Origin of the sequence: Acinetobacter baumannii, assembly GCF_009759685.1 — a bacterium.
In the GTDB taxonomy this organism is placed as follows: domain Bacteria; phylum Pseudomonadota; class Gammaproteobacteria; order Pseudomonadales; family Moraxellaceae; genus Acinetobacter; species Acinetobacter baumannii.
Genome location: NZ_CP046654.1, coordinates 2,425,263 through 2,440,326 on the forward strand (window position 1 = coordinate 2,425,263; position 15,064 = coordinate 2,440,326).

Annotated in this window: 11 protein-coding genes; 5 read left to right on the forward strand and 6 right to left on the reverse strand. The window is 38.0% G+C overall.

Annotated features, from left to right (window positions below):
• Window positions 1-288: 288 nt before the first annotated feature.
• On the reverse strand, window positions 289-2,718 hold the full coding sequence (gene lon, locus GO593_RS11510; RefSeq protein WP_001292274.1) for an endopeptidase La: 2,430 nt from the start codon (window positions 2,716-2,718) through the stop codon (window positions 289-291).
• A gap of 778 nt (window positions 2,719-3,496) precedes the next feature.
• Here lon and ata point away from each other — a divergent pair.
• Window positions 3,497-10,273: a trimeric autotransporter adhesin Ata gene (ata, locus tag GO593_RS11515; protein WP_001045602.1), complete on the forward strand. Its 6,777-nt coding sequence runs from the start codon at window positions 3,497-3,499 to the stop codon at window positions 10,271-10,273.
• A gap of 57 nt (window positions 10,274-10,330) precedes the next feature.
• Window positions 10,331-11,110: a trimeric autotransporter adhesin/peptidogylcan-associated protein TpgA gene (gene tpgA, locus GO593_RS11520; protein WP_001044114.1), complete on the forward strand. Its 780-nt coding sequence runs from the start codon at window positions 10,331-10,333 to the stop codon at window positions 11,108-11,110.
• Window positions 11,111-11,221: 111 nt separating this feature from the next.
• Here the strand turns inward: tpgA and GO593_RS11525 are convergent, their stop codons facing one another.
• Complete coding sequence (locus GO593_RS11525) at window positions 11,222-11,806, reverse strand: 5-formyltetrahydrofolate cyclo-ligase (RefSeq protein ID WP_001004364.1); 585 nt, start codon at window positions 11,804-11,806, stop codon at window positions 11,222-11,224.
• A 241-nt stretch (window positions 11,807-12,047) separates the two neighbouring features.
• Here GO593_RS11525 and GO593_RS11530 point away from each other — a divergent pair, with 241 nt between their 5' ends.
• From GO593_RS11530 to GO593_RS11540, 3 genes are all read left to right on the forward strand, one after another.
• Window positions 12,048-12,389, forward strand: a complete 342-nt coding sequence (locus tag GO593_RS11530; RefSeq protein WP_000768233.1) for a hypothetical protein — start codon at window positions 12,048-12,050, stop codon at window positions 12,387-12,389.
• Window positions 12,390-12,496: 107 nt separating this feature from the next.
• Entirely contained in the window at window positions 12,497-12,610 is a 114-nt protein-coding gene (locus GO593_RS11535; RefSeq protein WP_001166305.1) for a hypothetical protein, read from the forward strand.
• A 72-nt stretch (window positions 12,611-12,682) separates the two neighbouring features.
• Window positions 12,683-13,000: a hypothetical protein gene (locus GO593_RS11540; RefSeq protein ID WP_000669355.1), complete on the forward strand. Its 318-nt coding sequence runs from the start codon at window positions 12,683-12,685 to the stop codon at window positions 12,998-13,000.
• Window positions 13,001-13,420: 420 nt separating this feature from the next.
• On the opposite strand, the gene GO593_RS11545 is transcribed toward GO593_RS11540, so the two are convergent.
• Genes GO593_RS11545 through GO593_RS11560 form a run of 4 tightly spaced genes read right to left on the reverse strand, consistent with a single transcriptional unit; the run spans window position 13,421 to window position 15,063 of the window.
• A complete protein-coding gene (locus GO593_RS11545; RefSeq protein WP_000088974.1) occupies window positions 13,421-13,684 on the reverse strand; it encodes a hypothetical protein in 264 nt (87 codons plus the stop codon).
• A complete protein-coding gene (locus GO593_RS11550; protein WP_000004579.1) occupies window positions 13,685-14,407 on the reverse strand; it encodes a hypothetical protein in 723 nt (240 codons plus the stop codon).
• Window positions 14,404-14,811 (reverse strand): hypothetical protein, encoded by a 408-nt coding sequence (locus GO593_RS11555; protein ID WP_000147323.1) that lies wholly within the window; start codon window positions 14,809-14,811, stop codon window positions 14,404-14,406. Before GO593_RS11555 ends, GO593_RS11550 begins: the two co-directional genes overlap by 4 nt.
• On the reverse strand, window positions 14,812-15,063 hold the full coding sequence (locus tag GO593_RS11560) for a hypothetical protein (RefSeq protein ID WP_000654846.1): 252 nt from the start codon (window positions 15,061-15,063) through the stop codon (window positions 14,812-14,814).
• Between the last annotated feature and the right edge of the window lies 1 nt (window position 15,064).

Consider the following 15,064-nt stretch of genomic DNA (forward strand, 5'->3'; position numbering starts at 1 on the left):
GTCAAAACAGCTGGCACATTATACCTGAGGAGAGGTTAACTGCGGGGGAGTAAGTGGGCATAAAAAACGCAGTCCAAAAAACGGTGTTGGACTGCGATCAAATGATCATCTGTCTGGAGTTCAGATGATCATAGAGAATAAAAACAAGGCTATCTGTGACATAAGATAGACAAGAGCAAATAATAGAATTAATTACTCTTACTTCTTATTATGAGGATGGTTGGATATTTTTCAATCAAATTGTGTAACAAAAAAAGAGAGCCGAAGCCCTCTTTTTTTATATTTAAATTAGTGACGCGCTGCTTTTGAGCCTTCCACCGGTTTTACAATCGGTGTTTTAGGTAAAGGCTTTGGCATCGAAGTTAATGCTAAAGGTAAGATTTCATCAATGCTTTTCACAGCTTTGATTTCTAATCCTTCTTTCACATTGTCTGGAATTTCTGCCAAATCACGAACGTTATCTTGAGGAATAAAGACGAGCTTGATTCCACCACGATGTGCAGCAAGAAGTTTCTCTTTCAAGCCACCGATACGCATCGCACGACCACCTAGACTTGTTTCACCTGTCATTGCAATATCTGGTCGAATCGCAATTCCAGTAAATGCTGATACAAGTGCAGTTGTTAACGCTAAACCAGCAGATGGACCATCTTTTGGAGTTGCACCTTCAGGTAAGTGAACGTGTACATCAGTTTCTTCAAAGCGAGATGCTTCAATTCCAAGTTCATCGGCACGTGTGCGTACTACTGTCATTGCTGTGGTAATTGATTCTTTCATTACATCACCGAGTGAACCGGTTGTAATGAATTTACCTTTACCTTTAACAGCTGCAACTTCAATAGTAAGCAATTCACCACCTACAGAAGTCCATGCCAAGCCATTTACACGGCCTACTTGTGCTTCATCTTCGGCCATACCAAAGTCAAATTTATGTGGACCTAGGTATTCAGGAAGATTGGCAGAGGTAACGTCAAGCTGTAAGTTTTTAGATTTTTTACTTACCGCTTCTTTTACGACTTTACGTGCAATTTTAGAAACTTCACGTTCTAAATTACGTACGCCAGCTTCACGTGTATAACGTTGAACAATGTCACGGATCGCTTCTTCATGAATAGTTAACTCTTTTGGACGTAGGCCATTGTTCTTAATTGCTTTAGGAACAAGGTAACGCTCAGCAATGTTAACTTTTTCATCTTCGGTATAACCCGGTAGACGAATAACTTCCATACGGTCCAACAAGGCTTCTGGAATATTCATGCTGTTTGCAGTACAGATGAACATCACTTCAGAAAGGTCAAGATCAAGATCTAAATAGTGATCGTTGAACTTACTGTTTTGTGATGGATCAAGCACTTCAAGCAAAGCTGAAGCAGGATCACCACGGTAGTCTTGTGCCATCTTGTCAATTTCGTCGAGTAAGAATAATGGGTTCTTCACACCAACTTTTGTTAAAGACTGCACGATTTTACCTGGCATCGCACCAATATAAGTACGACGGTGTCCACGAATTTCTGCTTCATCACGTACGCCACCAAGCGCCATGCGAACAAATTCACGACCTGTTGCTTTCGCTACTGATTCACCAAGTGAAGTTTTACCAACCCCTGGAGGTCCAACCAAGCAAAGGATAGGGCCTTTGAGTTTTTTCACACGTGATTGAACAGCTAGGTATTCAACAATACGATCTTTAACGTCATCAAGACCATAATGATCGGCATCAAGAATCTCTTGCGCTTTGTTCAGGTTAATACTGACTTTGCTCGCTTTGTTCCATGGCGTATCTAGAATCACTTCTAGATAGTTACGTACCACAGCAGCTTCACTAGATGCAGGCTGCATTGCTTTAAGTTTACGGAACTCAGCTTCGGCTTTTTTACGTACGTGTTCAGGTAAATCAGCTTCAGCAAGACGTTTCTCTATTTCAGCAACGTCATCTTCAGCACCGCCATTCATGTCGGAAAGTTCACGTTGAATGACTTTCATTTTTTCATTTAGAAAGTATTCACGTTGGTTCTTTTCCATTTGGCGTTTTACGCTGTCATGTAAAGTTTGCTCAATTTGCTGTTCAGCAGATTGATTCATCAAGTAGTTCATCAACTCTTGCAAATGAGCTTCAAACTCATCGTACTCTAAAAATTTCTGCTTAATTTCAATATTTAGAGGCACACGAGTTGCTACGAAGAACATCAATTGCAATAAGTCTTCGATTTTGTTGGCAGCAGCAACCAGTTCACGTGCATTACGTAATTTTGCTTCTGCATATTGAGCAAATAAGTTACGTAACTCTTGTAAACGAGTTTCTTGCGTTGCCTTATCTACATTAATCGTCATTGGACTTAATTCATGTTCGGCAGTCAAATAACTATCTTCATCGATAATTTTTTTCAACTTAGAACGATGTAAGCCTTCAATAAGTACTTTAATGCAGTTTTCATCATTTTCATGATTAACTACTTGTACAATCTTAGCGACTGTACCGTACTGGTATAAATTGTCGTGATCAATTTCTTCTGTAAGCGAATCTTTTTGCGCAACTACAAATACTAAATTGTCACTGTTACGAGCCACATCAACTGCATTGATCGATTTTTCACGACCCACAAATAGCGCAATCTGCATGTGTGGATAAACCACCACATCACGTAAGGCTAATAGTGGTAATACACTTGGAACCTGAGGCTCTAAGTCAGTTTTTTCATTCATAATAAGTTCAGACATGGGCACTCCTAATGAGTGACAACGAGGTTGCCATGTTTTTTATAGTGATGTGTATTTTAAAAATTACAAGGGCATGACAATAGAAAATGTTGAAAAAAGGACTAATTTAGTCAACTTTTTTTTAAAAATGTTATGAATCAATAGATTAATTCTTAAGAAGAATAAAATTTTGTAGAGCGGCTACTCATTTTTACTTAATAATTCTTCTTCTCTTACTGGAGCAAGACTTGTTTGTAAGTAAAATTATTTGTTTAGTTTTAATTTTAAAATACATATTTTTATTAAGTATATTTAAATATTAATTATTTATATCATTTGCCTGATATTAGAATAATCACACTATAATTTATAATATACACCTGTATTTTTATAATATATTTTAAATAAAATTAGATATTATTTTTTAGAGCTAATATTCTATTTTTTTTGAAGTAAAATTGATTTTTTAAAATATTTATATTTAATTAATTTGATAAAAAATAAACATTTATTTAGAGTTATTATTCTATTTTAAAATAAAGTTACTTATTATTAACAAAAACAACACACAATATTTATAATTTAAATTTTATTAAATTAATTCAAAAACTTAAAATTAATTATAAAAATATATTTTGTAATTAAAATCACAAATTTTCTTATCATTGTTTCGGTTTTATATTTACCCTTTAAATTTATTCAATTAGGATGCCGCCTCTTTTTTTGGGGCCAAAAATTTTAAAAATGTATTTGTATATTTTTATTGGTCGTTGAGTTCGGTATTTGTCTGAGAAGTTTTATGAATAAAGTTTACAAGGTCATTTGGAATGCTTCGATTGGAGCATGGGTTGCAACTTCTGAAATTGCAAAAAGTAAAACAAAGACTAAATCAAAAACTTTAAATGTATCAGCGGCAGTTTTATCGGGTGTAATTTGTTTTGCTCCAAATGCTTTTGCTGGGACAAATACCGAAGGGGGAATAGGCCAAGGAACATCCATTTCTGGTACAACTTCATGTCGTGAAGGAAACGCTAATACGGCTAATCAAAAAGATATTGCTATTGGCTGCGGGGCACAAACTCAAGACCGAACTGGCTCTAACATCGCAAATCGTAATAATCCATATAATAATTCTACCGGTGCTTATGCTGGCGCAATGAAACAAGGCGGAGCAATCAGTGTTGGTACGGGGGCTGTAGTTGAGAAAGGCCTAGGAACAGCAATAGGTTCTTATGCGACGACTCAAGGTATTTCAGGTGTGGCAATTGGTACGGGTGCTTTATCTTCTGGAAATACTGCTCTTGCAGTTGGTCGTCAATCTGCAGCGACAGCCGACTTCTCACAAGCTATTGGTAATGTTGCTGCTGCGACGGGTAAAGGTTCTTTAGCCATAGGGCATTCAGCCACTGCAGAAGGTTACCGTTCAATTGCGATTGGCTCACCAGATATTGAAAATGCTGATCCTGTTGCTGGGCAGGCAGGCGCTGCTTATCAACCAAAAATGGCTACTAAAGCAACGGGTAAAGACTCGATTGCATTTGGTGGAGGTGCGGTTGCTACTGAAGAAAATGCTTTAGCAATTGGTGCATTTTCAGAGTCTAAAGGTAAAAAGTCTGTCGCAATTGGTACCGGTGCAAAGGCACAAAAAGATAATGCAGTTGTTATTGGGGACCAAGCAGAAGCTAGCTTTGAAGGCGGCGTAGCAATTGGTAAAGGTGCCCGTTCTGAAGCGGAAAACAGTATTGCTTTAGGTAAAGATTCAAAAGCCAGTCAAGCAACTGGTGAAAGTTTCTTGACTAAACAATCAGCACCAACAGGTGTTTTGTCAATCGGAGATATTGGAACGGAACGCCGTATTCAAAACGTAGCAGATGGTGCAGCAGATTCTGATGCTGCAACTGTGCGTCAGTTAAAAGCTGCTCGTACCCATTATGTCAGTATTAATGACAATGGTCAGCAAGGTGGTAACTTTGAAAATGATGGTGCGACTGGTCGTAATGCTATTGCTGTAGGGGTAAATGCTTCTGCTGCTGGTCGTGAGGCAATGGCGATTGGTGGTAGTGCACAGGCAATAGGTTCTGGTGCTATTGCAATGGGAAGTAGTAGCCAAACTGTAGGACGTGGGGATGTTGCTATAGGTCGTAATGCATCGACTCAAGGTGCCGAAGGAGTCAATAGTAATCAATCTGTTGCGATTGGTGATCAGACGAAAGCAATTGGGGACCAGTCAGTAGCAATTGGTGCCGACGTGATTGCAAAAGGAAATTCATCAGTTGCGATTGGTGGCGATGACGTTGATAAAATTGCACGTGATACGGAATTAAGTAATACCTATACGGAAATTACTGGTGGTACTTTACAGGCAGGTAAATATCCAACAACCGAAGCGAATCATGGTTCAACTGCTGTTGGGGTTCAAGCTGTAGGTACAGGAGCGTTTTCTTCTGCGTTTGGTATGACTTCTAAAGCAACTGGTGATGCTTCTTCTGCTTTTGGCGTCATGTCAAATGCTTCGGGTAAAGGCGCCGCTGCATTCGGTGCTGTTGCACAAGCAATAGGTGATGGCGCATCGGCAATGGGTATTAACTCATTGGCATCGGGTACAAATTCAACAGCAATTGGCTCTGGTAATAAACCGGGTGAAGGAGCAAAAGCGACTGGGAACAGTTCTGCAGCAATTGGTAGTGGTGCGCAGGCAACAGGTGATAACTCAGCGGCAATTGGTAAAGGAGCTGAGGCTACAAATGAAAATGCTGCTGCTGTAGGTGGTGGTGCTAAAGCCACGGGTAAAAATGCTGCAGCGATTGGTGGCGGTGCAATTGCCGATCAAGAAAATGCAGTTGCAGTTGGCCAAGGTGCTCAGTCATTAGTTGAAGGTGGTGTTGCTTTAGGCGCACGCAGTAAAGTAGAAGCCAAAAATAGTGTTGCTTTAGGCCAAGATGCTGTAGCGACAGAAGCAACAGAAACTTCTTTCCTGACTAATCGTGATGCTTCTCAATCTAATGGTGTGATTTCTGTTGGGTCGGCTGGAAAAGAACGCCGTATTACCAATGTTGAAGATGGCTCAGCTGACTCGGATGCGGTAACAGTACGTCAGCTTAAAAATGTTGATGGACGTGTAAACCAAAACACGAGCAATATTAGTAAAAATGCTCAGAATATTACCAATCTAAATCAAAAGTTAGATGATACAAAAACTGACTTGGGTAACCAGATTACGGATACAAACAAGAATCTGAATGATGCCAAGAAAGACCTTGGTGACCAGATTGCTGATACCAACACTAAGTTAAATACCACTAAAGATCAGTTAACAACTCAGATTAACGATACTAAAACTGAGTTAAACAACACGATTGGTAACACCAAGACTGAGCTGAATAGCAAAATTGACAGCACCAAGACTGAGCTTGAAAACAAAGGCTTGAACTTTGCTGGCAATAGCGGAGCAGATGTCCACCGTAAGCTTGGTGAGAAGCTTAATATTGTAGGTGGTGCAGTTGCTTCAACACCAGCTTCAAAAACAAGTGGTGAAAATGTCATTACCCGTACTACTCAAGATGGTATTCAGATTGAACTGTTAAAAGACTCGAAGTTTGACAGTGTTACTACTGGCAACACCACATTAAATACGAATGGTTTGACTATTAAAGAAGGTCCAAGCATCACTAAAGATGGCATTAATGCTGGCGGCAAACAGATTACCAATGTAGCTGATGGTATTAATGCCAAAGATGCAGTAAATGTTGATCAGCTCACCAAAGTCAAAGAGAACTTGAATGGCAGAATCACTGACACGAATAATCAATTAAATGATGCGAAAAAAGATTTAGGTAATCAGATCGCGGATACCAACAAGAATCTGAATGATGCCAAGAAAGATCTTGGTAACCAGATTACTGATACCAACACCAAGTTAAATACCACTAAAGATGAGTTAACAACTCAGATTAACGACACTAAAACTGAGTTAAACAACACGATTGGTAATACGAAAACTGAACTAAATACCAAAATTGACAACACCAAGACAGAGCTTGAAAACAAAGGCTTGAATTTTGCTGGTAATAGCGGGACTGATGTCCATCGTAAACTTGGTGAGAAGCTTAATATTGTAGGTGGTGCAGCTGCGTCAACTCCAGCGGCTAAAACCAGCGGTGAGAACGTTATTACTCGCACAACTCAAGATGGCATTCAGATTGAACTGTTAAAAGACTCGAAGTTTGACAGTGTTACCACTGGCAACACCACCTTAAATACGAATGGTTTGACTATTAAAGAAGGTCCAAGCATTACCAAACAGGGCATTAATGCTGGTAGCAAACAGATTACCAATGTGGCTGATGGTATCAATGCCAAAGATGCAGTGAATAAGAGTCAGTTGGACAATCTTGCTGCCAAGCAGAATGCAACCGATGATGCCGCGGTGAAATACGATGATGCCAAGACCAAAGATAAAGTTACCTTAAAAGGTAAAGACGGTACGGTTTTAGATAATGTGAAAGCAGGCCACATTTCATCGACTTCAAAAGAAGCAGTAAATGGTAGCCAAATTCACAATATTTCAAACAGTATTAAAAACAGTATTGGTGGAAATACCGTTATAAACCCGGATGGTAGTCTGACGACCAATAATATTGGTGGTACTGGCAAAAACAACATCAATGATGCGATTAGCGAAGTAAAAAATACAGCTACGAAAGCAAAGACTACTGTAACTGAAGGCGACAACATTGTTGTAAAAGAAACTGTTAATAAAGATGGTAGTACAAACTATGAAGTGTCGACTAAAAAAGATCTGACATTAAATAGTGTAACCACAGGTGACAGCGTACTTAATAATAATGGTTTAACCATTAAAGAAGGTGCAAGCATTACCAAAGAAGGCATTAATGCTGGTGGCAAACAGATTACCAATGTAGCTGATGGTATCAATGCCAAAGATGCCGTAAATGTTGATCAGCTCAGCAAAGTCAAAGAGAACTTAAATGGCAGAATTACTGACACGAATAATCAGTTAAATGATGCCAAGAAAGACCTTGGTGACCAGATTAATAATACCAACACCAAGTTAAATACCACCAAAGATCAGCTAACAACTCAGATTAACGACACTAAAACTGAGTTAAATAATACGATTGGTAACACCAAGACTGAGCTGAATAGCAAAATTGACAGCACTAAAACCGAGCTTGAAAACAAAGGCTTGAACTTTGCTGGTAATAGCGGGAGTGATGTCCATCGTAAACTTGGTGAGAAGCTTAATATTGTGGGTGGTGCAGCTGCGTCAACTCCGGTGGCTAAGACCAGCGGTGAGAACGTTATTACCCGTACTACCAAAGATGGTATTCAGATTGAACTGTTAAAAGACTCGAAGTTTGACAGTGTGACTACTGGCAACACCACCCTAAATACGAATGGTTTGACGATTAAAGAAGGTGCAAGTATTACCAAAGAAGGCATTAATGCTGGCGGCAAACAGATTACCAATGTGGCTGATGGTATCAATGCCAAAGATGCAGTGAATAAGAGTCAGTTGGACAATCTTGCTGCCAAGCAAAATGCAACCGATGATGCTGCGGTAAAATACGATGATGCTAAAACTAAAGATAAAGTTACCTTAAAAGGTAAAGACGGTACGGTTTTAGATAATGTGAAAGCAGGCCACATTTCATCGACTTCAAAAGAAGCAGTAAATGGTAGCCAAATTCACAAGATTTCAAACAGTATTAAAAACAGTATTGGTGGAAATACCGTTGTAAATCCGGATGGTAGCCTGACGACCAATAACATTGGTGGGACAGGTAAAAACAACATCAATGATGCAATTAGTGAAGTAAAAAATACTGCAACTAAAGCGAAGACTACTGTAACTGAAGGCGACAACATTGTTGTAAAAGAAACTGTTAATAAAGATGGCAGCACTAACTATGAAGTGTCGACTAAAAAAGATCTGACATTAAATAGTGTAACCACAGGTGATAGCGTACTTAATAATAATGGTTTGACTATTAAAGATGGCCCAAGCATTACTAAAGATGGCATTAATGCTGGTAGTAAGAAAATTACTGATGTGGCTAATGGTGTAATTGCACAAAATTCTAAAGATGCCGTAAATGGTGGTCAGGTTCACCATATCTCTAATAGCATCAAAAACAATATTGGTGGAAATACCGTTGTTAATCCGGATGGTAGTCTGACGACCAATAACATTGGCGGAACAGGTAAAAACAACATCAATGACGCCATTAAGTCTGTAGATGAAAAAGTCACCAATGGTGTAAATGACTTGACTCAAAAAGGGCTAAATTTTGGTGCGAATGACCAGAAAACAACCCAAGGCAAAGCAGTTCACCGTAAGCTTGGTGACACTATCAATATTGTGGGTGGGGCTAATCCAGAAACTGCTGAAGATAAAACTAGTGGCGAGAACATCATTACCCGTACCACAGAAGATGGTGTCAAAATTGAGATGTTAAAAGATGTGAAGTTCGATAGCGTGAATGTCGGGGGCCATGTCTTAAATCAACAAGGTCTAATCATCAAGGGCGGGCCAAGCATCACAGTGAATGGTATTAATGCAGGTGGTAAACAAATTACCAATGTTGCAGACGGTATTAATGCAAAAGATGCGGTGAACAAAGGCCAATTAGATAAGAAAATTAACGAAGTTAAAGATCAAATTGGTAAAGATATTGGCAAGCTTTCTGATCATGCTGTGCAGTATGACAAAGATAAAAATGGCAATGTCGACAAGAACTCAGTCACTTTAGGTGGTGGAGAAAAAGGTACCAATCTGAAAAATGTAGCGGATGGTAAAGTTGCTGAAGGCTCTAAAGATGCCGTGAATGGTGGTCAATTATGGAATGTTCAAAATCAAGTCGATAAGAACTCGAATGATATTAAGAATATTCAGAATAACATCGATAACATTTCTAATGGTAAAGCTGGGTTAGTTCAACAGCAAAAACCAAATGGTGAAATCACGGTCGGTAAAGATACTGGTGGTACTAGCATTAATATGGCTGGTAAAGAGGGTGATCGTGTTGTTCAAGGTGTTAAAGATGGTGAGATTAAAGCTGGTTCGAACCAAGCTGTAAATGGTGGTCAAATCCATAAAATTTCAGAAAGCATCAAAAACAGTATTGGTGGAAATACTACGATTGATCCTAAAGATGGCTCAATTACAACCAACAATATTGGTGGTACAGGTAAGAACAATATTAATGATGCGATTGGGACCTTAAACCAGTCGAACCAAGAATTGGGTAACAAAATTACCAATCTGGGCGATCAGTTACAACAAGTGTTCTATGACACCAATAAACGTATTGATGACGTTGAGAAAAAAGCTAATGCAGGTATTGCCGCTGCCATGGCCTTAGAAAATGCGCCGTTTGTAGCAGGTAAATATACCTATGCTGTTGGTGCGGCATATCATGGTGGTGAGAACGCAGTCGGTGTGACCTTACGCAAAACCTCTGACAATGGCCGTTGGTCAATTACAGGTGGTGTGGCAGCTGCTTCTCAAGGTGAGCCAAGCGTCCGTGTTGGTATTAGTGGTGTGATTAATTAAGAAACTGGTTAGGAGGGCAATGCTCTCCTTGCTCGACAGATTAAAGAGATTATAGAGATGAACAAAACAATCCAAAGCTTAGTCGTAGCAGCTTTTGCTGGTTTCGCAGTCACAACTTATGCAAATGAACAGGCTCAGCAACAGAAAATTCATTTTCCAGCGATTGAAAAGAGTTATTTGAAACAAGTAAAACGTTATGAATACCAAGATGTTGCTCGTTTAGATACAGGACTAAATAAAGATCAAATTCGAGCTTTACTAGGCAATCCCCAATTTAGTGAAGGGCTTTTTGCAGTAAAAGTTTGGAACTATGTGCTAGATATCCGTGTTCCCAACACACACCAGTACCAGCGTTGCCAGTTGCGTATTGATTTTGATAAGCACTATTTAGCAGAACGTTTATCTTGGAAGGGTGAAGCGTGTGAAGGTTTAGTTGTTTTGGGAGCAAATAATCAGGCACCAGCACGTAGCACTGTAATTGCAGATTGTACAGCGAGTGTCCTATTTGCTTTTGATCGATTTGATGCGAGTGCGATTGAAGAAGGTACTAATAGCGTTGTGAAAATTGCTGAGCAAATTAAGAAAAGTCCAACAACAACCCCAATTATTGTTTCTGGATTCACAGACCCATTGGGTAAGTTTAGTTATAACCAAGAGTTATCATCTAAACGAGCGAATACGGTTGCCAAGTTACTGGTACGACAAGGTGTTGAACCAAGCCGTATACAAATACAGGCGAATAGCCAGACCGACTTATACAAGCAGTGTAGTGATAACAATAGTTCACAACTTATTCAATGTTTAGCGCCAAATAGACGTGTTAATATAAGTTGGTAAAACGGTCTGTCACGGCAAAGTAACCATCCTTAGGGTGGTTACTTTTTCGTTTTTTAAGGAGCTAAAAAAGTAAAAGGATATATTGGAGATTTTATAAATTTTATATAAAAATCATCTTTTAAAATAATAAAAGTGCTGTGGAGTCAGTAAACCATCTAATGGTTGATCCCAACTTTGACGTTCTAAAGTGTGTTCAATAAATTGAAATTGATGTGCCAATCCTAAACGGTAAGGTTTATGCTTAGCACTTGCTAATGTACGATCATAATAACCACCACCCATACCAATACGTGTCCCGTAGTGATCGCAAGCTAAAAGTGGCATAAGTAGCAAATCAAGCTGTGCTACATGTTTTCCGCGAGTCGCCATAGGTTCTTTCATTCCCAATGGGTGATGAGAAAAACGACGACTTAAATATTGGTTTTTATTTATTTTTACCCATACTAAACGTTGGTTCATCGAACAAATCATGGGTAAATAAACTTGTTTGTTCTTTTTAAAACATAATTTGATAAGAAGATCGGTATGGATTTCACCAAAAGCATGCAGATATAAACCGATTTTTTTTGATGAATGAAAAATAGGAAGGTGATTTAGGTAATGTAAAACATTAAGCTGAGCCTGTTTTTGCTCAAATTGGGTTAAAGCTCGTCTTCTAGATCTTAAATTTTTTCTAATAAAACTTAATTCATTCATGGAGAAATCTAACAAAGATTTGCGGACAGTCGAGCAAAATTATACCTACTTTTCTATGGTTTCACCGAAATTTAAAAATTATTAAAAAGCAGTCTTCTAATGTATTAGACCAGGTAAAAATAGTTTTGTTGTTAGGAGAAGCTATCTACATATAATTTTTTCTTTTTTACGTATTTACAGTATTTATTTACATTTAATCAGGATAAGTATATTTAAGGATGAATATGAAAATGTGAAATCTATGAAGTTAAAATTTTTAACAATGATGTTATGGGTGGCATTGCTCAGCGGATGTACGAAACAGGCAGAATCTGAGGCACCTCAAATTGATTATAAAGCTCAATTTGAAGAGTCGGACCGAAAAATTGGTGAATTTTTAGATCAGTTAGATAATCCAAATACCCCTCAAGAAGTTAAAGTTAAAATTTTATGTCATGACTATCCTGATGTGTATAAAAAACAATACATGCCTGCACTGATAGAAGTTTCACCAAAACCGTACACTGAAGAAAAATTATTGTCAGATTTGAAAAGTGCAACTGACTACTATAAAGGGACTTTGGGGATAAAATGTAAAGAATAATATTTGAATTAAATCACGATAAAAATTTAAAAGTGTGAATTGATTGGCATTATTTAGTTGTGCTAAATTTCTTCTGTTAATTACTTCAACTTTTCTCTGGATTTGAAATGCAGATCTTAAAATTTTTACAGAGTTTTAATACAGTCGGCACCTATTTAACACTTGCTTCCATCTTGCTTGTGGTCATGATCATTTATTTTTATGTAATTAATCCTGCCTGAACATTTTGAAAGGAATAGGTCTTCTCATCTATTACTTTTTTAAGAACGGAAGATGAATAATAGGATAGGGATATGAAATTTAAAATATTATTATTAAGTTTTATTGCCATCGGTTGCTATGCTAATGAAAGTACAGCTGACCCGGATATTTGTAATATCGTAAAAAAGGTCGCTTATAACGTGATGGAAGCACGACAGCAAAAAGTACCAGCACAAGATTTACAACAAATTGCCGATGGGCTAGCAGATGAAAAAGCCAAGCAGCTTTATCAAGACTTAATTAGCTCAGCTTATGCTGCCAAAGTATTTAAGACAAGTTTCTTTAAACGCCAAGCAATTGAAGATTTCCAAGCAGGATGGTATGAGGGATGCTTACGTAGAAATGAATAATAATTAAAAAAATAATGAGTATTTAATTTTTAAGAACAACTAATTAGTTAAGAGAATAAAAAATAGACTGACAGGTCTGTCTAGGTGTTTTAATTTAAAAATAAAATTCGAATTTATAGGTATTTATTTAAAAATAAATGCTCCGAAGATGCCGCTGCATGTCGTTACCCTTGAACCCTAAAGTTCAGCGGGTCTTTCTCAATTCTAGCAATACATTGCAATATTAAGCAATACCTAGCGATATTAAAAAATCAATATTTTTAATAATTTATATTAAAGCAATACAATGCAATATTACACAATCTTTAGCAATACAAAAATAGTCTATTAATGGTCTATTTTGATAAATACGGTCTATTTTTCAAGTTTAAGTCTATTAAAGGTCTATTTTTGGTGATTAAAAAAGCGGCACTTAGCCGCTTATGCTGTATGTGCCATTTTGTTTTGTTCAATATAAGCCAAAACATCAGACTTCATATAATTTACTTGTCGTTTATGAGGTTTAGAGAATGGAATGCCGCCACCTTCACATCTTTTCTTCTGCAACCACGGTAAGGATACGTGCATAACAATAGCTACTGTTTCAGGTGGAAAAGTTTGATTATCAGCAGCTTCCCAAAATTCCTTCTTAGCAGCCTCTTTTTCTGCATGAGTCATACGATCTAATTTAGTTAAACGTGACATTTATTTCTCCTTACTTTCCGCTTTAGGATTTGCCCACCAAAGTACAGGGCCATCTTCTGAATCAAATGCTGCAATTAAAAAGAGTCCTTGTTCTGGCGGTTCTGGCTTCCAGTTTGGCCAAACTACTGCATCTTCCGGTATATTTGGTATTTCATCGTAATCTAATAGTTGAGTTTCAATTTCAACTCTAAGATTCATTTGAAGTTGTGCCCACTGTTCTCTTGTATAGGCTTCAGCTCCTTCTTCAATGGTGTCAAACAATTCAATATCTGGATGAAACCAATTGAAAAGGTTTTCAGGTGGTTCTATTGGCTGGATCTGATATTTAAAACCCGTCTCACTAGATCCATAAAATAGTTTTGCTTCATCAAAGCTTTTGGTTACAAGAGGGGCAGAGCCTTTCTTGTAGCAAATTACTATTTCATCAAATTTAAAAACACGTTCAGCTGTCTTCAAATCAAAGCATTGGTACATAGGTTCACTAAACCAACTCTCAACATAAAATAGATTTTTAATATGATCTTTGCGGGAACCGTGCCATTTCTGAACTTTGATAACATCATCAAAAATTTCTAAGAAAAAGTTGTTGCCTTCCTTTTCATGCATTTTTCTATAACGCTCAACAGCTCGCTCAGCTATCTCTTTTGAAGCTGCTGGCGTTTGCTTAAAAGGGCTGTAACCTTCAGGTCGCATTGCAACCGCCCATAAAGTTGATTCACTCATCCTTCAGCTCCCGATTCGCTAACACCCAACTTAATGCAACCTTCCTCAGGTAAATCAGCATACCAACAGTAGTATCCTTCACCGTCATAACCATCTTGGAGCCATTTGATGGTCATTTCAGTTTCCATCTGGAATTGATCTTTTTCCCCATCTGGCGCACCAAAATCAAAGGCTTCTTTTAGTTCAGCGCAAGTTAGAGTGACACTAGGGGTGGGAGTATCTGGCACCGTCTCGGCTTTGGCTTTATTCCATAACTGCCAAGCATCATTAGTTACAATATTGAAATAGCCATTCATTGTTTCACTGAATGCTAGGATGTCATTTTTACGAATAGCACTTTCACGTTTAAAAATTTCTGTAGTTTTGAATTGTGATTCAAAAGGGATACGTTCATTACCTGTCATTTAAGCCACCATCTCTGCATATTCTTCTTTAGTCCATTCAACAAACTCTTTATAAAGCTGCTGCGCGGGTTTATTTAACCGGTTGTGATAGTCGATCGTTATGCGGCGCCAAGCGACTGGTACCGCATAATGCTTGGTTAGAAACATCGCTTGATCCATGCCTTGCCGGACTATTACGTAGCCCAGCAATTGCAAGTAGTACATAAAACCAAGCATGTGTTTTTGGCTCACTTTCTTGTACTGATCTTTCATA

Bases quoted from the DNA above. Each gene is read 5' to 3' on its own strand.
- lon (WP_001292274.1), bottom strand. From the start codon at position 2,718: ATGTCTGAACTTATTATGAATGAAAAAACTGACTTAGAGCCTCAGGTT.
- ata (WP_001045602.1), top strand. From the start codon at position 3,497: ATGAATAAAGTTTACAAGGTCATTTGGAATGCTTCGATTGGAGCATGG.
- tpgA (WP_001044114.1), top strand. From the start codon at position 10,331: ATGAACAAAACAATCCAAAGCTTAGTCGTAGCAGCTTTTGCTGGTTTC.
- GO593_RS11525 (WP_001004364.1), bottom strand. From the start codon at position 11,806: ATGAATGAATTAAGTTTTATTAGAAAAAATTTAAGATCTAGAAGACGA.
- GO593_RS11530 (WP_000768233.1), top strand. From the start codon at position 12,048: ATGAAGTTAAAATTTTTAACAATGATGTTATGGGTGGCATTGCTCAGC.
- GO593_RS11535 (WP_001166305.1), top strand. From the start codon at position 12,497: ATGCAGATCTTAAAATTTTTACAGAGTTTTAATACAGTCGGCACCTAT.
- GO593_RS11540 (WP_000669355.1), top strand. From the start codon at position 12,683: ATGAAATTTAAAATATTATTATTAAGTTTTATTGCCATCGGTTGCTAT.
- GO593_RS11545 (WP_000088974.1), bottom strand. From the start codon at position 13,684: ATGTCACGTTTAACTAAATTAGATCGTATGACTCATGCAGAAAAAGAG.
- GO593_RS11550 (WP_000004579.1), bottom strand. From the start codon at position 14,407: ATGAGTGAATCAACTTTATGGGCGGTTGCAATGCGACCTGAAGGTTAC.
- GO593_RS11555 (WP_000147323.1), bottom strand. From the start codon at position 14,811: ATGACAGGTAATGAACGTATCCCTTTTGAATCACAATTCAAAACTACA.
- GO593_RS11560 (WP_000654846.1), bottom strand. From the start codon at position 15,063: ATGAAAGATCAGTACAAGAAAGTGAGCCAAAAACACATGCTTGGTTTT.